The organism is Rhizobium sp. BK060 (assembly GCF_014193145.1).
Lineage (GTDB): Bacteria > Pseudomonadota > Alphaproteobacteria > Rhizobiales > Rhizobiaceae > Rhizobium.
This window is the reverse complement of the sequence record NZ_JACHYW010000001.1, coordinates 197,119-216,624: the sequence shown is the minus strand read 5'-3', so window position 1 is coordinate 216,624 and position 19,506 is coordinate 197,119. Positions and strand designations below refer to the sequence as shown.

The window sequence follows — 19,506 nt, the reverse complement described above, 5'->3', positions numbered from 1 at the left end:
GTCGTCAGGCAACCTTGCGGACGGAGGAGTCGGCGAGCGAGGGAACATCCACCCAGCGGCGTTCCTTCCAGCTTTGGTGTGCCAGTTCGGCAAGTTGAACGCCCTTGGCGCCTTCGCGCAAGGTGAACTTCCACGGTGCATCCTCGACGACGTGGCGCAGGTAGTCTTCCCACTGCGCCTTGAAGCCGTTGTCGAACAGCTGGGTTTCCGGCACCTCGTCCCAAGTCTTGTAGAAGTCGATCGTCTGCGGCTGGTCAGGGTTCCAGACCGGCTTCGGCGTATTGACGCGATGCTGGGTCCAGCACTTCGTCAGGCCGCACACGGCCGAGCCATGGGTGCCGTCGACCTGGAAGGTCACGAGGTCGTCACGACGCACGCGAACTGCCCAGGAGGAGTTGATGTGGGCGACGATCCCCCCTTCGAGCTCGAAGGTCGAATAGGCCGCATCGTCGGCATCGGCCCGGTAGGTCTTTCCATTCTCGTCGACGCGACTTGGGATATGGGTGGATGCATAGCAGCTGACGGCCTTGACCTCGCCAAACAGGTTGTCGAGCACGTAGCGCCAGTGCGGCAGCATATCGAGGATCATGCCGCCACCATCGGCCGCGCGATAGTTCCAGGAGGGGCGTTGCGCCTTCACGCCCCAATCACCCTCGAAGACCCAATAGCCAAATTCGCCGCGCACAGAGAGTATCTTGCCGAAGAAGCCGCTGTCCCTCAGCAATGCGATCTTGCGCAGACCCGGCAGGTAGAGCTTATCCTGCACGACGCCATTCTTGACGCCGCGCTGCTCGGCGAGCGTCGCAACGGAAAGCGCCTCCTCGAGCGTCTCGGAGATTGGCTTTTCGCAATAGACATGCTTGCCCGCCTCGATTGCCTTTTTCAGCAGCGCGACGCGCATTTGCGTCGAGCCCGCATCGAAGAAGATCTTGTTGTTCGGATCCGCAAGGGCGCGATCGAGATCAGTGGTCGTGCGCGTCAGGCCGTGCTTGCGGGCAATCCATTCGATCTTGTCGGCGTTGCGTCCGACGAGGATCGGATCGGGCATCAGGTAGTCGCCGTTGGAAAGCTGGAGGCCCCCCTGCTCGCGGATTGCCAGAATGGACCGCACCAAATGCTGGTTATAGCCCATGCGGCCGGTGATCCCATGCATGATAATGCCAAGCGAAATCGTCGCCATCTGCGTCTTCCTCCCAAGTAAATAACTATTTAGTTACATAAGTGACATGCGCTCCCCATGCTGTCAACCCGGCCCAAGAAACACGGACTTGTCGTGGGACTGAACTCCCCGAAAGTCGCTTGCATGTCGTTGCAGCAATCCTGTAGCGCAATCCCTCCGTTTCGCCCTGAACGTCGAACGCAAACCGCTGGATATCCGTGGCGGAACCCCTTATTCGGTAAGCTAGGTGATTGGTTTGAATTCCGGCAAGTCGAGCATATGAAGGCAATTTCTGGCACCAACCTAGAGCAGGCGAAATCGCACAACCGGCGTGTCGTGATCGAAGCGATCCGAACGAACGGGCCGTTGTCGCGGGCGGCACTGGCTCGGTTGACGGCACTCAGCACGCAGACGGTATCGAACATCGTCGAGGAGCTGGAAGGGTCTGAGTTACTGAAGGCGGAAACCCCGCTAAAGGCAGCCCGTGGGCAGCCGATCACGCCCTACTCGATCAATCCGAACGGTGCCTATTCCATTGGTCTGGAGCTGGAACGGGATCATGCAGTTGGCGTGCTGACCGATCTTTCGGGACGTGTCCGGGCCCGGATTGAGAAGGCCGTCGACAGACCGACGCCCGGCGAGGCGATGCCGATCCTTGCCGGTATCGCCGACGAGCTGCAACGGAGCTTCCGCTTCGATCGCGCCCGCTTGCTTGGTGCCGGCATTGCGATGCCGGGGCGTTACGCTGCCGAAGGCGTGACATCGCTCAGCCCCGTGACGCTGCCTGGCTGGCAGGATTTTCCCGTGGCCCGGGAACTTGCCGGTCTTGTCGGCGCGCCTGTCCTCATCGAAAACGACGCGACGGCCGCCGCGATTGGCGAGCGGCTCTATGGTGTTGCGCGCGGGCTAAGCAGCTTTGTCTACCTGTTTCTCGGCGGGGGCATTGGTGCTGGCATGTTTCTCGACGGCCATCTCTACAAGGGAAGCCGCAGCAATGCCGGCGAGATCGGCCATATGATCGTGGTCCCCAATGGTCTGGCCTGCGTGTGCGGCAAGCGTGGTTGTCTGGACCGCTACGTCTCGCTCGGCTCGGCCTACGAATATCTCGACATTCGTGATTTCGAACAGCACGATCCCGAAACTCTTGCCGCCCTTATCGAGAAAGGGAACACTCGGATTGATGCCTGGGCAGAGGCTGCCGCCGAACCCATGCGTCAGACAATCGATTTTCTCGAACTGGCCTTCGACCCGCAGACGATCGTGCTTGGCGGTTCGATGCCCCCCTCGCTGCTGCAGCGCCTCGTTCGTCAACTCGAACCCTTGCATACGCCAGTGAATCCCGGGGCGGAGCGGAACCTGCCCCGCATTATGATCGGTGCGACTGGCAGAGACACGGCGATCTTGGGCGCTGCGGCACTGCCGATTTTTTCGGAAACGAACCCGCAGTTCGATGTCCTTCAAAAGCCTCTAGGCTGATAGCCTCACGGATAGGCGTAGAGGACCGGCATCAGTCCCGAGACCGCCTTGAAGCGCTCCCAGGATTTGTCGACCGGTTTCGTCCAGGCGCTCTCGGCAAGAGCCGAGATCCGCGGAAACACCAGGCGGTCGAAGACGGCACGATCGGTCATCGGTTCCGACCAGATGCAGGCCTGGATGCCGCGCAGCTTCTTCTTCTGCTCGTCGCTCCAGCCTTCCACCGGATCGAAATTGTAAAGCTTCTCCGGCTCCGACCACCCGGCCCAGCTGGCGCCCGGCTCATCCCAATCGGGACTGTTGGCCATGTCGAGGTAGTAGACCTGCCCAGGGCAGACGACCATTTCGTAGCCTTGACCGGCGAGCGCTGCCGAGACTTCGACGCTTCGCCAGCCGCAGAGATAGCTTTTTGCCTTGTCGATGACGTTGCCATGCGCGGCCTCCTCCCATCCGCCGGTAATGCAGCCTTGCTCGGCAAGAAAGGTCTGGATCCGCGCGAGGAACAAAGATTGCAAAGCGGCGGCCCCAGAGCCGTCGATATCATCGGCGCCGTGCGTATTGGTGATGACGTTGAGGCGCTTGGCATGCGCGTCGGCAATGGCGTCTCCGCCGATCTGGCGCAGTCGCGCCAAGGCTTCCGGCGAGCCCGACCAGGCGCCAAGGGGCACCTCGTCGGCGCCGATATGGATCGTCTTGAAGGGGAAGAGTTCGATCAGCTCGCGGAAGATGGTTTCCAGAACCTCATAGGTCTTCTCGCGGGCCGGGTTCACGCAGTTATCAGGGAAGCCCTGGACCGAATAGTAGCTTCCGGCTTCCTGCGGGTCGCGAAGTTCCGGGATCGCCTGCTGCATGGCGTAGCAATGTCCAGGCACGTCGATCTCCGGCACGACCTCGATGCCGAGCGCCTTGGCGTGTGCCACGATCTCGCGAACCGCAGCCTTGGTGTAATAACCGCCGGTGCGGGCTGCGCTGGAACCGAGCAGCGGCGGAATGGCAAGGCCATGTCCGCGCCAGGCGCCGACCTCGGTCAGGGCTGGATAGGCGTCGATTTCGACGCGCCAGGCCTCGTCGTCCGAAAGGTGCCAATGAAAGCGGTTGACCTTGTTCCAGGCGAGGATACTGAGCAACTTCTTGATTTCGGCCGTGCCATAGAACTGTCGGGCGACGTCGAGATGCAAGCCCCGCCATCCCATGGATGGCTCGTCGCGGATCTCGCCTTCAAGCGGGAAGCGGAATGCCTGCGGATAAAGGTGCGCGCCGCGCCAAATCTGGCCCAGAGTGATCAGGCCGTAGAGCAAGCCCGTTTGCGTGCTGGCGGAAATGCGAACGATATCGCCGGCGAAGGAAACGCCATAGGCCTCCGCAGCGAAGCCGTCGATCACATCAAGCATGACAGGCATTCCGCCTTCGGAGGCAGGACGAACAATCCCCTCGACGGCAAAGAGCTGTTCGACAAGGTCGGTAAAGGCAGCCGCTGCGGCAATGGCCTGGGGATTGCTGGCGTTGAGCGCGAACCCCGAAGGGACCGAACGCTTGCCCGACACCGACACCTCGTGCGGCCACGGCACGATCGCAACAGGTACCGGTGGATTGGCCGGCACGGGATAGATTTCTGCGCCACGCTTCAATGGCGCATTGTTGGCGAGCGATCGGGTCGGCTCCACCGATAGCGCAAGCGTGCTGCCGTTGGCAAACGCCACATAGGCGCCGGTTGCCCCATCCGTCCAATGTTGAAATGGCCAGCTGAGGGAGGAGATGGTCAACGTCCATGTCTTGCCGGACTCAAGCTCGAAATTTTCGGGCGGCAGAAATTCAGTGAAGTTCGATAGCCGGCGACCGATCGTGCCACCCTCGATCTGAACTGCTGGATCGACCCGTCCCGGTCCGCTGATGCAGAGCGTGAAATCGGCAATCGACTTCGACGAAAGGTTCTTGAGTGTGAGCGTGTAGGCCTGGGCTCGTTCTTCCGAAGCGGGCAGCCATGAGCTTTCGAGCCGCAGGGCGGGTTGGCGCTGTATCGACATGATCATCTCTTGATAGCGTTGCGGGGGATTAGGTTCTGAGCATTCCGGCATAGACGCCGGGAGCGGAATTGGGGATCGGCATGGCGCCCACCGCCTTCTCGTAGAAGGCGGCAGGCCCGACATCGCCTATAATGGCGTATCCGTAGCCCATGGTTCTGAGATCGAAGAGGCTGGCAAGCAGCAAGGCATGTCCGATCCCCAGCCCGCGCGATCCTTGCTCGACGCCGGTCGGTCCAAAAAAGCTGCGCGCAATGGATTCATGGCAGGCAAAGCCGACCAGGTGCTGGTCACGGATTGCGATAAAGCAGGTTGGCGGCTGGCGGGTCAGTGCGACTGCCGTTTCGCTCGCCCAGCCGTCGCCAAATTCCTCAGCGACCCATTTGGTCACGAGTTTGGCTTCCGGTGCGAGTGGGCGCCGGATCGTCACGCCAAGATCCTTCATCCTGGCGGTGAGATCGGTATTCGGCTCGAGGACTGATAGATTGACGAGATAGTCCAAGGTTGCCTCCCTTAGTTCGATGCAGCCAGTGGGCGGATGAAATGGTTTGGTCCGACCTGTTCGACGGCCGTCGACGGCGGCCGGCTCAGGGCACGGACCTTTTCGGCCTGCTCGAGAAAGCGAGCACTTCCTCCGGTGACGAACGGCTTGCCGCCATCAGGTACGGCCGACAGCAGCAGTTGCGTGTATCGGTGCCGTGGATTGCTGATGACCGCGTTCGTATTCCCCCACTCGACCATTTGACCGGCAAACATGACGACAATTTCCTCAGCGACATGCGCGGCCGTCGCTATGTCGTGTGTGATGTAGAGAAGCGCGAGGTTCTTTTCACGCTTGATGCGCGCAAGAAGCTCGAGAATTCCCATGCGGATCGACACGTCGAGCATGGAGGTTGGTTCGTCCGCCACAAGCACGCCCGGCTGTACCGCGAGAGCACGCGCAATATTGACGCGTTGCCGCTGGCCGCCCGAGAGCTCGTGCGGAAATTTCCGTTTTGTGAGTGCAGGATCAAGTCCGACATCGGCAAGGAGCGTCGAGACCGCATCCGACAGGGCTGCCTTGCCCTCGGCGTGCTTGTGCAGGATGAGCGGTCGCGACAGGTGGTGCTCGATCGAAAAGACGGGATTGAGCGACGAGAATGGATCCTGAAACACCATCTGGACCTCCCGGCGGTAAGCGCGCTCATCCGCAACGGGGCCGACATCGGTGAAATCGCGTCCCCTGAACCAAAGCTTGCCTGTCGTCGGCTGATCCATGCGCGCGATGATGCGGGCGCACGTGGTCTTGCCGCAGCCAGACTCCCCGACCAGCGCAAGAGCCCTGCCGGGATTGAGCGATAGCGAGATCCCGCGCAAAGCGTGAACAGGGCCGAAGCGGCGTTCGATATCGGTCAGACGGATCACCGGCTCGGACAAAGCCGTAGACAGTTGAGGGCTCGTGCTCATGCGATCGCTCCCGCCAGGTGCCGGCCCGGGAGCTGCGGTATGGCGTTCCATAGTTTGCGGGTATAGTCGTGAACCGGCGCCTGGCTGACCTGCCTGACGTCACCGACCTCGACGAGTTCGCCTTTCAGCATGACCCCGATCCGGTGGCAAAGCTGTGCCATCAGGTGCAGGTCGTGGGTGATGAACAGTACCGAGAAGCCGTAGGTTCGCTGCAGGTCGATGACCTGCTCGAGGATTTCCCGCTGCACCACGACGTCGAGCGCGGTCGTCGGCTCGTCCATGATGATCAGTTCCGGCCTCAGCGCCAGGCAGATGGCAATGACGATTCGCTGCCGCATGCCGCCGCTGAACTGGTGCGGATAGTCGGAAAGGCGGCTGGTGGGAATACCAACCAGTCTGAACATCGCTTCGGCCTGTTGGCGCGACTGGTTTTTCGAGCAACCGGTGTGTCGATGCAGCACGTCATGAAACTGTGCATCGATGCGCACCAGCGGGTTCAGCGAGTTCATGGCGCTCTGGAACACCATGCCGACGCGTTTCCAGCGGATCTTCTGCATCTCCACCTGGGGCAACTGCAAAAGGTTCTGCCCATCCAGAAGGATTTCGCCGCTGGCGACCCAGGCCGGCGGTTTCGACAGGCGCGTGATGGCATAGGCGATTGTGCTTTTTCCGCAGCCGGACTCGCCGGCAAGGCCGAACAGCTCGCCTCGGCCGATGCTGAAGGACACATCCTTCACCGCTCGGAACTCGCCCTTGTCGAGCAGATAGTCGACGTTGAGGTTGCGGATCTCAAGGAGATCATTGCTCATCTGGCAGCCTCCAGATTGCGATTGCGTGCACGATTGAGCCTGAGCCAGCGGCTGAGTGCCGGGCCGGAGCGAAGCTGCGGATTGGCGATCTCGTCAAAGGTGAAGTTGACAAGCGCCAGGCCGAGGCCAATCAGCGCGATGCCGGCGGCCGGCGCTCCGATATCCCACCACGCGCCAAGGATGATCGCCGACGAGTTCTGCGCGTTGTAGAGCATGGTTCCCCAGCTCACCTGCAAGGGGTCGCCGAAGCCGAGATATTCCAGCGTCGTCTGTGCGACGATGGCGTAGATGATGCTGCCGACGAGGTTGATGCCGATAAGCGGCAGCAGGTTCGGCAGGAGCTCCACGAAGACGATACGCCAGCCCGGTTCGCCGATCATTCGCGCAGCCGTGACGAAATCGCGGGTCCGCAGCGCAAGCGTTTGCGATCGGGTCATACGCGCTCCCCAGGGCCAGGACGTCAGAGCGATGATTGCCATGATCGCGAGCGGCCCGACTGTGCCGGCAAACGATGCAAGCAAAATGAGGAGCGGTATGTTCGGTATGACAAGGACGGCATTCGTCGCGAGGTCGAGTGCGGCGTCCGTGCGGCCGCCGACATAGCCGGCAATCAGGCCGATCACCGTGCCAAGAACCGTGATGGCGATACCTGTCGCAAAACCGACTGCGATCGATGTGCGCGCGCCCCAGACGAACTGCGTGTAGACATCACGGCCCATCTTCGTCGTGCCCATGACATGCTCGATAGTGGGCGGCTGATGCGACCGGCCAACACGTGCGCTCGGGTTCGCCGGTGCAATGACCGGCGCCAGGATCGCCATCAGGCAAAGTGCCAAGATGATGACGAGACCGACGATCGCCTTGCGCTGCTGGCGGATCAGTTTCAGTGCAGCATTCATTCGGCGGCCTCCCGCAATCTGGGGTCAACGAGACCATAAATGATGTCGACGAGGAGGTTGGCTCCGAGCGTTGCCAGCGTCATTAATAGCAGCTGCCCCTGGATGACGGGATAGTCGCGGGCGACGCTTGCGGTAAACAAGGTGAGGCCTAGACCCGGATAGTTGAAGACGATCTCGGTAACGATCGATCCGCCGAAGACGGCGCCGAGCATCAGCGCAAGGTTCGTCAGCACCGGGAGCATGGCGTTTCTTGCACCGTAACTGAACATCACTGTCATCGAGGTCAATCCCTTGGCACGACCCATGGTGACGTAGTCTTCGCCAAGCACGGAGATCATCGACGATCGCATCGTCGTCTGGAATTCCCCGATGAGATAAGGCGACAGTGTCAGCACCGGCATGATCGCGTGAAAGAAGACGCTTCCGACGAAAGCGAAATTCAATCCGGGGTCCAGGCCCGGATCGTAGGCATAGCCGACGGGAAACCAGCGGAGCGACACGCCGAACACGAAGAGCGTCGTCAGTGCGACGATCACCGGCGGAACGGCGATCATGACGACCGACAGGGGTGAAACGATCGTGTCGAAACGGCCGCCGCGCCGCCACGCGGCCACCGCGCCAAGCGTCACGCCGATTAGCAAGGAAAACAGGATCGCCGTGATGACGAGGAAGGCGGTCCACAGGGTCGAGCGAGCGAGCACCTCGACGACGGTCTGCGGATAATATTTCACCGAAACCCCGAGATCGAGTGTTGCCAAACCTTTCAGATAGTCAACGAATTGGGTGGTGATCGGCGCGTTGATCGCCCCGAAGCGCGCCTTTATCGCTTCGATCGCGGCGGGTGTGGCGCGAGAGCCGAGCTGGGCGATCATCGCGTCGACAGGCGTCCCCGGCATCAACCGGGGAACCGTGAAGTTCATGACAATCGCAAACACCAGCGCGATCGCGTAGACGCCAAGGCGTCGAGAGGAAATATGCATCCTGTCGCTTCCCTAGCCGAGCTTATTGCACGGGCTTCAGACGCAGCAGGTGCACGAGACGCATACGGTTGTTGTCATGGTTTTCCGGGTTCATGACGGGTTCCTTGTCCGTCACCCAGCCGGTGAAGCGCTTGGTCGAATACTGATACCATGTGGGGCCGTTGAACACCGGCACCATCGGCATGTCGTCCGCGACGATCACCTGGATCTCATCAAAGAGCTTCCGGCGTTCGTCATCGCTCGTTGCCTTGCGGTAGGCGTTGAACGCCTCGTCCAGCTTCGGATTGGAGTAGCGCGTCGCCGCGCTCGTGATGCGACCGGCAAAGGCCGTCGACATCGACTGGTAGTAGCCGCGGAAGGGTGTCGAGCCGTCGGCGCGGGAATTCAAGGCGACATCGAAGCTGCCGTCGAGCAACTGCTTCTGCCACTGCTCGTACTCCGGCGTTGCCACCGATACGTTGAGGCCGGCCGCACGCAGCCCTTCCGCGGCAATCTGCGCATCGTCGATCCAGTCGGTCCAGCCGTTGGGGATGATGATCGTGAAGGCGATCGGCTGCCCGCCCGGCGTCGTCCGGAAGTTGTCGGCGCCCTTCTTGTAGCCGGCGTCGTCGAGCACCTTGTTTGCCTTGTCGACATCATAGGCCATCCACTCGTCGGCGGCACCTTCGGCTGCCTTGTTGCGCCAGGCTTCGAAGCGCGGCGGCAGGCCGCTTGCATGCTGGCTGGCGACCGGATAGCCGAAGCCCGCGACATCGACCATCGAAGCGCGATCCATGGCGAGGCTGAAGGCGCGGCGGAAATTGAGATCGTTGAAAGCCTGAGCGTTTGCGCCATTGCCGGTCTTCAGGTTCATCTGGAACGCAACGGTTTCGGCCGGCGGCTGCCAATAGCCGTTGTTCTTGGGATCCAGCGCCACGAATGTCTTGTCGATCTGCGGCAGGAACGAACCGATCCAGTCCATCGTGCCTTCCGGCAGTAGTGCCAGCATCTGATCATTGCCCGATATCTGCGGGAGTTTCAGGCAATCGACATGCAGCGAGGCTGCATCCCAATAGTTCGGATTGCGGCACTGTTCGTAGACTTGTGGCGTGAAACGGCGGATCTCCGTCATCGGGCCGGAGCCGACCGGGTTCTCGTTCTTGAAGGCGACCGGATCGGCGACGTCCTTCCAGATGTGTTCCGGCACGACAGGGAAATCGGCAAGCGATTCGGGGAACTCGGTATTGACGTCCTTGAGGTTGATCTTGACTTCGCTTGGCGACGGCGCCTCGACCGACGCGACTGTCTCACCGACGCCGACGGTATCGGTCGCCGGGTTCTTGAGCATCAGTTCCAGCGTGTACTTGACGTCCGCTGACGTTAACGGCTGGCCGTCCGACCATTTGACGCCATCGCGCAAGACATAGGTGATCGACTTGAGGTCGTCGGAAAACCTGTAGCTTCTAGCCAGCCGGAAAATGGGTTTGCCGCCGTCATCGGCATTGAAGATCACCAGCGGCTCGTAGATGAAATCCATCGTGCTCTGGCGTCGGCCTGCGAGGTCGAAGGGATTGAAATTCCTGACCCAGCTCGTCTGCTCCTCGATATGCATCGACAGCGTTGTCTCAGCGTTCGCCGGCGTTGCGAGGACGCCTCCGCAGGTCATGAAAGAGACTGCGAGGCCAGTCGCAGACAAAAGGATAGCGCGGCGCGAAAACGCGCAATAACGCCTTGTTTTCATGGTCTTAAGTTCCCTCTTTTGAGCTTGATTTTATTTAGTCAATCAATTTGATTTAATCAAACTACGATTTTTCGCATCGGTCAATCCGAGGCGCGGAAAATTATTCGCGGGAACCACAAGTGGCGGTGGAATGCGTTAAAGAATGGAGGAAGAAGCCGTGTGGAGGGCGCCACAGGCAAGCGTGAACGATGCTTCACGACCGGTGGAGTTTACGCCGGCCTGACGGCGTCCGGATGGGCTGCCTTGAAGGCCGGCAATGCATTGCACGCATCGGCAATGCGCGCGACGCGGGGAAACGCCGACATTTCGATCCCCCAGCGACGGGCGTTGTAGACCTGCGGCACGATGCAGAAATCGGCCATTGTCGGCGTGTTGCCAAAGCAGAAGCGGCCCGTCGTCGGATTGTCAAGCATCTGCTCGAGTGCGCGTAGTCCGTTGCCCATGAACTTGATCATCCATTCCGTTCGCGCGCCCTCATCGCCGGTAAGGCGGGCGACGTGGGAGACGACGTTGAGGTTGCAGATCGGATGGACGTCCATCGCAACGGCATAGGACAGCGCCCTCACCCGTTGCCGCCCCATGACGGTATCGGGCAGGAACCGGCCTTCTGGTCTTGTCTCGGCAAGGTATTCGATGATGGCCAGCGATTGGGTCAGCGTATGCCCATCGATGCGCAGGCTCGGAACCAAGCCCTGGGGATTGATGCTCAGATAATCAGGATCCCTGTGAGCCGAGGCGAGCAGGTCGATCGGTACGGTATCATAGGCAAGCCCCAGCGTTCGAAGGGCGATGCGGACCCGATAACTCGCCGAGGAACGCCAGTAGTCGTAGAGCACGATCTCTGTCATTGGCGCTCATCCCCACTGTAGCGCTGCACCATCTGCTCGATCGCGCCGAAAATCGATGCACCATGCTTGTCGTTCATCTCGATGCGTACGGTATCGCCGAAGTGCAGGTAGGGCGTCCTCGGCCCGCCGAGCTCGATCGTTTCGATCATCCGGATCTCGGCGATGCAGGAATATCCATTGCCGCCTTCGGCGATGGGCTTACCGGGGCCGCCATCACGCTTGTTGGAGACAGTCCCGGAACCGATGATCGAGCCTGCGGTCAAAGAGCGTGTCTTCGCCGCGTGCGAAACGAGCTGCCCGAAGTCGAATGTCATGTCGACGCCGGCATTGGCGCGGCCAAATGGAACGCCGTTCAGACTGACCAGCAGCGGAAGATGGAGCTTGCCGTCCTGCCAGGCGTCGCCGAGCTCGTCTGTCGTCACGGCCACGGGTGAAAAGGCCGATGAGGGTTTCGATTGGAAGAAGCCAAATCCCTTGGCGAGTTCATCGGGAATAAGGCCCCGCAACGAGACATCATTGACCAGCATCACTAGCCGGATTGCGTTGCGCGCATGTTCGGGCGTCGCGCCCATCGGCACGTCGTCGACAATGACGGCCACCTCGCCTTCCATGTCGATGCCAAAGCTCTCGTCGGCGGCAAGGATCGGATCGCGAGGTGAAAGGAAGCTATCGGAACCCCCCTGGTACATCAGCGGATCGGTCCAGAACGTGCGCGGCATATCCGCGTTCCTGGCTCGACGCACCAGTTCGACATGGTTGACGTAGGCCGATCCATCCGCCCATTGGTAGGCGCGCGGCAGCGGCGAATGCACATGCCGTTGGTCAAAGGGCCGAGATAGCTCTGAGCCGGCTTCCAGTCGCTCGGCAATGCGGGCAAGCCTGGGCGCGGCGGCCGGCCAGTCGTCCAGCGCTGCCTGCAGCGTGCGGGCGACCTCGCCGGCATCGGCAAAGCGTGTCAGGTCTCTGGAGACGACGATCAGCCGGCCGTCCCTTGAAGTGTCTTTGAGTGTGGCGAGTTTCATGGGATCTGTCCGAGTTCGGCTCACTTAATGCCCGGTGTTCCATCGAAGCGCCTTTCCAGGCCATCCCAGCAATCGATGTAATCGTCCTGCAGCGTCTCCAGTTCAGCCGCATATTTCGTCAGCTGCTGCGGGAAACGGGTCTCGAACATGAACGCCATCGTGTGATCCAGCTTGACCGGTTTCAGTTCCGTGTTGGACGCCTTTTCGAAGCCTGATGCATCCGGCCCATGCGGCAGCATCATATTGTGCAGGCTCATGCCGCCCGGAACAAAGCCTTTTTCCTTGGCGTCATATTGTCCATGGATCAGGCCCATGAACTCGCTCATGATGTTGCGATGGTACCAGGGCGGTCGGAAGGTGTGTTCGGCAACCAGCCAGCGCGGCGGAAAGATCACGAAGTCGACGTTCGCCGTGCCCTCTTCGCCGCTCGGTGCCGTCAGCACCGTGAAGATCGATGGATCCGGGTGATCGAAGAGAATGGCGCCGACCGGGGAGAAGGTGCGCAAGTCGTATTTGAATGGCGTATAGTTTCCATGCCACGCTACGACGTCGAGCGGCGAATGCCCGATCTCCGTCACATAGAACTTGCCGCACCACTTCACATGCACCCGGCACGGTGTCTCCTTGTCCTCGAAGGCTGCAACCGGGGTCTTGAAGTCGCGCGCGTTTGCCAAACAGTTGGCGCCGATCGGCCCACGATCCGGCATGGTGAACTTCGCGCCGTAGTTTTCGCAGATGTAACCGCGCCATTCGGGTCCCCCGCCGAGACGCGCGACCTTGAACATCATGCCGCGGGGTACGAGGCAGATCTCCGCAGGCTCGACTTCCATCACGCCCATCTCGGTGAAGACGCTGATGGCGCCGAGTTGTGGAACAATGAGCAGTTCGCCATCGGCATTGAAGAAATAGTCATCGACCATGTCATCGTTGAAGGCATAGGCATGCGCAGCCATGCCGACCTGGGTCATGACATCGCCGGCCGCCGTCATCGTTCGGATTCCGGCAAGAAAGTCCGTGCGTACTGTCGGTGTCGGGACCGGATCCCACCGCAGCTGACCAAGTGGCAAGGAGTGATCATCGAGACATGGCGCCGATTTCCAGAATGGACAGCGCGCATTGGCAAATCTGCGGGCGTGACGCACGCTTGGCCTGATGCGGTAGAGCCAAGAACGCTCGTTCGTCCCGCGCGGAGCGGTAAACGGTGAGCCCGAAAGCTGTTCTGCGTAGAGACCATAATTGCATTTCTGCGGACTATTCTGGCCCTGCGGCAGTGCCCCGGGAAGCGCCTCCGTCTCGAAGTCGTTACCGAACCCCGGCATGTAGGCGAGCGCGGCGGCTGCGGCCCGTGCACGTGGTGCTTCGGTCGTGTCCATGCTTGCATCTCCTCCACTGATATAGTTACAAACGTAACCGTCGATTTTGTAACTATCAAGGAGCGGAACATGGCGGGCGGATTCGAGCTGGACGGCTTCATTCCCTACCGGCTCAACCGGGCATCGGAACTGATCAGCCTGTCATTCGCCCGGCGGTACAAGGAGGAGTTCGATCTGACCCGGCCGGAATGGCGGACATTGGCAGCGCTTGGCAGCGTCGGCGTGATGACGGCAAAGGACGTTGGTGCTCATTCGCACATGCACAAGACGAAGGTGAGCCGGGCCGTTCGCGCGTTGGAACAGCGCCACTGGTTGAAGAGAGTTCCAAGCGACATCGACCGACGCTTCGAGCAGATCGAACTCACGGCGCTTGGCCGCCAATACTATCAGAAGATCACACGCCTAGCGGACAAATACCAAGAGACGGTGCGCCTCATGCTCGGCGAAGAGGCGATCCGGCATCTCGATCTTGCGCTCGCGGCGATCGAGGCCTCTGCAGGGCTGCGACGTAAATCGAAATGAACTATGAGCCAGTCAACGGATAGCCCTCGAAGTTCTTCAAGGTATTGAGGACAATCGAGGTCTTCACGTGCTGGACGGATTCGTGCGGCAGAAGCACGTCGTTGACGAAGCGTGAAAGGCCGGCAAGACCACGGGTTGCGACCTTGAGATGATAGTCCATTTCGCCCGTTAGCGCATAGGCCTCCAGGACCTCCGGAAGACCATTGACCAATTGCGCAAAGCGGCGGGCGTTGTCGCGATTGTGCGTCGCCAATGTAACCGAGATGACGACCAGCAGGTTGAGCCCCAACCTCTCCGGATCGAGATTTGCCTGATAGCCGCGAATGAAGCCCTCGGCTTCCAGCCGCGTTCGTCGTCGCGAACATTGCGAGGCTGAAAGGGCGATGCGTTCGGACAGTTCGATATTGGTCAAACGTCCGTCGCTTTGAAGCTCGGCGAGGATCTTGAGATCGAATCCATCCAGTTGCTCAGGCATTGTATGAAATGTCCATTATGTGCGTGTTCCGTGCGTATAATTTGCCTGACGCGCTCACAATGCAAGCACATTGCATCGAAGCAGGGCCATAATTGCATCAAATTGCTACAGCCGCAGGAGCAGCAAATGGGCCCGTATCCACACGACGCACCGCCGTCTCAGATTACCCCGGACAACCCCGCAGGAACGGATGGGTTTGAATTCGTCGAGTTTGCGCATCCTGAGCCGGAGAAGCTCGCGGAACTGTTCACGCGCATGGGATATCAGGCTGTCGCAAAGCACAAGACCAAGAACATTACCGTATGGCGTCAAGGCGACATCAACTACATCGTCAATGCCGAACCGGGCAGCCATGCCATGCGCTTCGTCGACAATCATGGTCCTTGCGCTCCGTCGATGGCATGGCGTGTTGTCGATGCCAAGCATGCATTCGAGCACGCCGTTGCCAAGGGCGCGACCCCTTATGAAGGGGATGACAGGACCCTTGATGTGCCGGCGATCGTCGGTATCGGAGGATCGCTTCTCTACTTCGTGGAGCGCTACGGTGCGAAAGGCTCGGCTTACGACCTGGAGTTCGACTGGCTGGGCGAGCGTGATCCGCGGCCAAAGGGCGTTGGCTTCTTCTACCTCGACCACCTGACCCACAACGTCTATCGCGGCAACATGGACAAGTGGTGGGATTTTTATCGGGAACTCTTCAATTTCAAGCAGATACACTTCTTCAACATCGACGGCCGCATCACTGGGCTGATGAGCCGAGCAATCACCTCGCCCTGCGGCAAGATCCGTATTCCGCTCAATGAATCGAAGGACGAGACCAGCCAGATCGAGGAATATCTGAAGAAGTACAAGGGTGAAGGCATCCAGCACATTGCTGTCGGCACCGACGCCATCTACGAGGCGACGGACAGCCTCGCCGAGAATGGCCTTCGCTTCATGCCCGGCCCGCCCGAAACCTACTACGACATGTCATGCGAGCGCGTGCACGGACATGACGAACCGATCGACCGGATGCGCAGACATGGCATTCTCATCGACGGCGAAGGCGTGCTCGATGGCGGCACGACAAAGATATTGCTGCAGATCTTCTCGAAGACCGTGATTGGCCCGATATTCTTCGAGTTCATCCAACGCAAGGGCGACGAAGGCTTTGGCGAGGGCAACTTCCGGGCGCTCTTTGAATCCATCGAAGCCGACCAGATACGCCGCGGCGTGATCAAGCCGGCTGCCGCCTAGCGGTTGACGTAACTGCGAAATCAATGGCCGTCGGGGGCAACAGCCTCCGGCGGCACCGTTTCGAGCAGGTTCTTCCGATGAAAGATAAACAGGCCGGCGATGACGATGATCGTTGCGCCTGTGATCACGTAGAGATCCGGAACGTCGCCGAAGAACAGGTATCCCAGCGCAATTGCCCAGATCAGCAGGCTGTATTGCAGCGGTGCCAGCAGTGACGCTGGGGCGAGCTTGAGTGAACGTGTGATCAAAAGGTGGGCGCAGGAGGCAACGACGCCAAGCGCAAGCATCCCACCGAGTTCGACCTGCGTGGTTGGCTGCCAGGTGCCGATTGATAGCACCGCACCGACGAGGAGGGCGGCGATCATTTGCCATGTCACGAGCGTCGTGTCGCTGGTGTTGCGCAGATATCGGTTCAGAACCAGGGCCACCGCAAAGGACAGGCTGCCGACAATGCCGAAAAGCGAGGGCAGCGACAACATCGCCGAGGATGGCCGCAGCGCGATCACCACGCCGCAGAACCCGACGAAGACTGCGAGCCAACGGCGCCAGCCGATCCGCTCGTTGAGGAAGAAATGCGAGAGCGCGGCGACATAGATCGGTCCGGCCATGTAGAAGGTCATCACGTCAGCGAGCGGCAGGTAGGCGACGGCGGCGTAAAACAGGCCGACATCGAGTGTCGCCAAGAGCACGCGCAGGACCTGCAGCCCCTTCAGCTCTACCTTGACAAGCTGGGCAGGACCTTGCCGAGCGATAAGCGGCCCCAGAATGATGAAACTTCCGAGTGAGCGGATGAGCAGCACTTGCCCGACAGAGAAGTTTGTCACCAGCCACTTACCCATCGCGTCGTTGAGGGCGAAGAGAAAGTCCCCGAGCAGCATCAAAACAACGCCCATCAGTACGAAGTTCTTGAAGGCAGTCGCGGTAGGCTGCGGTTGCATGTCGGATTCCTGTCGTCGGCCGCCGCCTCGTTGCGGCAGGCGTGGCGTCGCGCATATGGTCTGGGGTGTCAAGTCGTTGCGGAGGCTATTGCGACTTGCCGCGGAGCATTTCTATGATCGCCGAGAAATCGCGGCCGCCGTTCCCCTGTTTCTCGAAAAGGGCGTAAAGCTGGGAGGCTTCCGCCCCAAGCGGCGTCGATGCACCGGTGGAAAGTGCCGCCTCCTGCGACAGCCTCAGATCCTTCAGCATCAGTGCGGCCGCAAAGCCCGGCTTGTAGTCGTTGTTCGCGGGCGACGTCGGCACCGGCCCCGGGACTGGGCAATAGGTGCTGATAGACCAGCATTGTCCCGACGAGGTCGAGGCGACGTCGAACAGTGCTTGATGCGAAAGGCCGAGCTTCTCGCCGAGTGCGAAGGCCTCGCAGACACCGATCATCGATATGCCGAGGATCATGTTGTTGCAGATCTTGGCCGCCTGTCCGGCACCCGCCTCGCCACAGTGAACGATTTTCTTGCCCATCGCTTCCAGGATCGGCTTGGCCTTCGCAAAGGCGTCGTCGGAACCTCCAGCCATGAAGGTCAGCGTACCAGCCGCGGCCCCGCCGGTGCCGCCGGAAACCGGGGCATCGAGGGAAAGGCAGCCGGCATTGCTTGCCATTTCGTGCGCCTTGCGGGCGCTATCGACGTCGATCGTGGAGCTGTCGATCACAAGCGTACCGGCGGGAATGGAGCGAAGGATATCAGTCCAGGCGCTGAGCACGTGCTTGCCCTGCGGCAACATCGTCACGACGATCTCCGCGTCCGAGACAGCCTGGCTGATATGGCTCGCGGCCGTCACGCCATGTGCTTGCGCGGCCTGCAGGACAGGGGCTGCCAGATCGAAACCCGTGACCTGATGACCCGCCTTGACGAGGTTGGCGGCCATCGGCCCGCCCATGTTGCCGAGCCCGATGAAGGCGATCCTTGCCATGACATTCTCCTATCTGTTGTCTTCCAGGATCATGGCCGCCGCTTTTTCGGCGATCATGATCGTCGGCGAATTGGTGTTGCCCGACGTGATCGTCGGCATCACGGAGGCGTCAGCGATCCGAAGCTTCGACAGAGCCCTGAACTTCAGACGGGGATCGACGACACTTTCGCGATCCGAGCCCATCCGACATGTTCCGACGGGATGGAAGATCGTGGTGCCAATGTCGCCGGCCGCCTGCGTCAGTTCAGCATCCGTGCGGTAGCTCGGGCCGGGCTTGAACTCCTCCGGATTAAACCGCGCGAATGACGGCTGTGCTACGATTTTCCGCGTCAGGCGTATCGAACGGATAGCTATGTCGCGATCGCGTTCGGTCGAGAGATAGTTCGGGCTGATCGTCGGTTGGGCGGCAAAATCCGGGCTCGCCAGATGCACCGAACCACGGCTCTCCGGCCTCAGATTGCAGACGCTCGCTGTGATGGCCGGGAACGGGTGGACTGGATCGCCGAACTTGTCGAGCGACACTGGCTGCACGTGATATTGAAGATCGGGCGTTTCCTTGTCGGGACCGGAGCGGGTAAAGACGCCGAGCTGGCTGGGTGCCATTGCCATCGGTCCTGAACGCCTGACGAGATATTCCAGGCCGATCGCCGCCTTACCGATGAGCCTTGTAGCCTTCTCGTTCAACGTCGGAACGCCGGTGACTTTGTAGGCCATCCGAAGCTGCAGGTGATCCTGCAGGTTCTCGCCGATGGCCTTCACCTCGATGGCGACCTCGAGGCCCGCATTCTTGAGCACCTCACCGCGGCCAAGGCCCGACAATTCCAGAATATGCGGTGAACCGATCGCGCCGGCTGCCAGGATCGTTTCCCGTGCCGCGTCAGCACGCTTCGTGGTGCCGCCATGCTTGTAGTCGACACCAGTGACGGCGCCCTCCTCGATCACCAACCGGGAGACCTGAGCCTTTGTCAAAACTGTCAGATTGCCTCGTCGCATGGCAGGACGCAGGAATGCCTTGGCGGTGTTCCAGCGAATGCCGGACCGTTGATTGACGTCGAAGTAGCCTGATCCCTCGTTGTTGCCGGTGTTGAAATCCGGGCTTTCGGGAATGCCCGCCTCCTTGGCGGCGGCCTGGAATGCATCGAGTACCGCCCAGCGCACGCGGGCTTTTTCCACGCGCCACTCGCCGCCTGTGCCATGCAGCTCGTTTTCGCCGCGATAGAAGTCCTCCGATTTGCGGAAAAACGGAATCACCTCGTCCCAGCTCCAGCCGGTGCATCCCATCTGTCGCCAGAGATCATAGTCGCGCGCCTGGCCACGCATGTAGATCATGCCGTTGATCGAGGAGCAGCCGCCGAGCACCTTGCCGCGCGGATAGTTGAGCGCGCGTCCGTTCAATCCATCCTGTGGCGCGGTCGTGAAGCACCAGTCGGTGCGCGGGTTGTTGATGCAATAGAGATAGCCGACGGGGATATGGATCCAGTGGTAATTGTCGCTGCCGCCAGCCTCCAGCAAAAGCACACGCGTGTTCCGGTCTTCGGACAGCCGGTTGGCGAGGACGCAGCCGGCGCTGCCGGCGCCGATGATGATGTAGTCGAAGCGATCCATGCGAATGCCA

The 19,506-nt window shown here is 60.5% G+C and carries 18 protein-coding genes; 3 read left to right on the top strand and 15 right to left on the bottom strand.

Annotated elements, in window-relative coordinates:
• Window positions 1-4 precede the first annotated feature (4 nt).
• The gene (locus FHT71_RS00955) at window positions 5-1,180 is read right to left on the bottom strand and encodes a Gfo/Idh/MocA family oxidoreductase (protein WP_132588122.1); all 1,176 of its coding nucleotides are present in this window, start codon (window positions 1,178-1,180) and stop codon (window positions 5-7) included.
• 258 nt (window positions 1,181-1,438) lie between these two features.
• Between FHT71_RS00955 and FHT71_RS00950 the strand changes: the two genes are divergently transcribed.
• Window positions 1,439-2,635 (top strand): ROK family transcriptional regulator, encoded by a 1,197-nt coding sequence (locus FHT71_RS00950; protein WP_132588123.1) that lies wholly within the window; start codon window positions 1,439-1,441, stop codon window positions 2,633-2,635.
• 5 nt (window positions 2,636-2,640) lie between these two features.
• Here the strand turns inward: FHT71_RS00950 and FHT71_RS00945 are convergent, their stop codons facing one another.
• The 10 genes from FHT71_RS00945 to hmgA form a co-directional block, all read right to left on the bottom strand.
• Window positions 2,641-4,662, bottom strand: coding sequence for a family 20 glycosylhydrolase (locus tag FHT71_RS00945; protein WP_183718675.1), 2,022 nt, complete (start codon window positions 4,660-4,662; stop codon window positions 2,641-2,643).
• Between the two features lie 22 nt (window positions 4,663-4,684).
• Window positions 4,685-5,155: a GNAT family N-acetyltransferase gene (locus tag FHT71_RS00940; RefSeq protein WP_132588125.1), complete on the bottom strand. Its 471-nt coding sequence runs from the start codon at window positions 5,153-5,155 to the stop codon at window positions 4,685-4,687.
• Window positions 5,156-5,166: 11 nt separating this feature from the next.
• Window positions 5,167-6,099, bottom strand: coding sequence for an ABC transporter ATP-binding protein (locus tag FHT71_RS00935; RefSeq protein ID WP_007795545.1), 933 nt, complete (start codon window positions 6,097-6,099; stop codon window positions 5,167-5,169).
• A complete protein-coding gene (locus FHT71_RS00930) occupies window positions 6,096-6,908 on the bottom strand; it encodes an ABC transporter ATP-binding protein (protein ID WP_132588126.1) in 813 nt (270 codons plus the stop codon). The genes FHT71_RS00935 and FHT71_RS00930 overlap by 4 nt, the downstream gene beginning before the upstream one ends.
• Window positions 6,905-7,807: an ABC transporter permease gene (locus FHT71_RS00925; protein WP_132588127.1), complete on the bottom strand. Its 903-nt coding sequence runs from the start codon at window positions 7,805-7,807 to the stop codon at window positions 6,905-6,907. Before FHT71_RS00925 ends, FHT71_RS00930 begins: the two co-directional genes overlap by 4 nt.
• Complete coding sequence (locus tag FHT71_RS00920; RefSeq protein ID WP_132588128.1) at window positions 7,804-8,787, bottom strand: ABC transporter permease; 984 nt, start codon at window positions 8,785-8,787, stop codon at window positions 7,804-7,806. Before FHT71_RS00920 ends, FHT71_RS00925 begins: the two co-directional genes overlap by 4 nt.
• A gap of 22 nt (window positions 8,788-8,809) precedes the next feature.
• Complete coding sequence (locus FHT71_RS00915; protein WP_245505404.1) at window positions 8,810-10,432, bottom strand: ABC transporter substrate-binding protein; 1,623 nt, start codon at window positions 10,430-10,432, stop codon at window positions 8,810-8,812.
• 284 nt (window positions 10,433-10,716) lie between these two features.
• Complete coding sequence (gene maiA / locus FHT71_RS00910; protein WP_132588130.1) at window positions 10,717-11,355, bottom strand: maleylacetoacetate isomerase; 639 nt, start codon at window positions 11,353-11,355, stop codon at window positions 10,717-10,719.
• Window positions 11,352-12,377 carry a fumarylacetoacetate hydrolase family protein gene (locus FHT71_RS00905; protein ID WP_132588131.1) on the bottom strand — a complete coding sequence of 342 codons (1,026 nt, stop codon included), beginning with the start codon at window positions 12,375-12,377 and terminating at the stop codon, window positions 11,352-11,354. Before FHT71_RS00905 ends, maiA begins: the two co-directional genes overlap by 4 nt.
• A gap of 20 nt (window positions 12,378-12,397) precedes the next feature.
• Window positions 12,398-13,750, bottom strand: coding sequence for a homogentisate 1,2-dioxygenase (gene hmgA, locus FHT71_RS00900; protein ID WP_132588132.1), 1,353 nt, complete (start codon window positions 13,748-13,750; stop codon window positions 12,398-12,400).
• 69 nt (window positions 13,751-13,819) lie between these two features.
• Between hmgA and FHT71_RS00895 the strand changes: the two genes are divergently transcribed.
• Complete coding sequence (locus FHT71_RS00895) at window positions 13,820-14,272, top strand: MarR family winged helix-turn-helix transcriptional regulator (protein ID WP_132588133.1); 453 nt, start codon at window positions 13,820-13,822, stop codon at window positions 14,270-14,272.
• 1 nt (window position 14,273) lies between these two features.
• On the opposite strand, the gene FHT71_RS00890 is transcribed toward FHT71_RS00895, so the two are convergent.
• A complete protein-coding gene (locus FHT71_RS00890; protein WP_007795518.1) occupies window positions 14,274-14,747 on the bottom strand; it encodes an Lrp/AsnC family transcriptional regulator in 474 nt (157 codons plus the stop codon).
• Window positions 14,748-14,873: 126 nt separating this feature from the next.
• Here FHT71_RS00890 and hppD point away from each other — a divergent pair, with 126 nt between their 5' ends.
• Entirely contained in the window at window positions 14,874-15,983 is a 1,110-nt protein-coding gene (gene hppD / locus FHT71_RS00885; protein WP_132588134.1) for a 4-hydroxyphenylpyruvate dioxygenase, read from the top strand.
• Window positions 15,984-16,003: 20 nt separating this feature from the next.
• Here hppD and FHT71_RS00880 read toward each other — a convergent pair whose 3' ends face one another.
• From FHT71_RS00880 to FHT71_RS00870, 3 genes are all read right to left on the bottom strand, one after another.
• On the bottom strand, window positions 16,004-16,921 hold the full coding sequence (locus tag FHT71_RS00880) for a DMT family transporter (protein WP_132588135.1): 918 nt from the start codon (window positions 16,919-16,921) through the stop codon (window positions 16,004-16,006).
• An 85-nt stretch (window positions 16,922-17,006) separates the two neighbouring features.
• Complete coding sequence (gene mmsB / locus FHT71_RS00875; RefSeq protein ID WP_007795511.1) at window positions 17,007-17,891, bottom strand: 3-hydroxyisobutyrate dehydrogenase; 885 nt, start codon at window positions 17,889-17,891, stop codon at window positions 17,007-17,009.
• Window positions 17,892-17,900: 9 nt separating this feature from the next.
• Window positions 17,901-19,496: an FAD-dependent oxidoreductase gene (locus FHT71_RS00870; protein WP_132588136.1), complete on the bottom strand. Its 1,596-nt coding sequence runs from the start codon at window positions 19,494-19,496 to the stop codon at window positions 17,901-17,903.
• Between the last annotated feature and the right edge of the window lie 10 nt (window positions 19,497-19,506).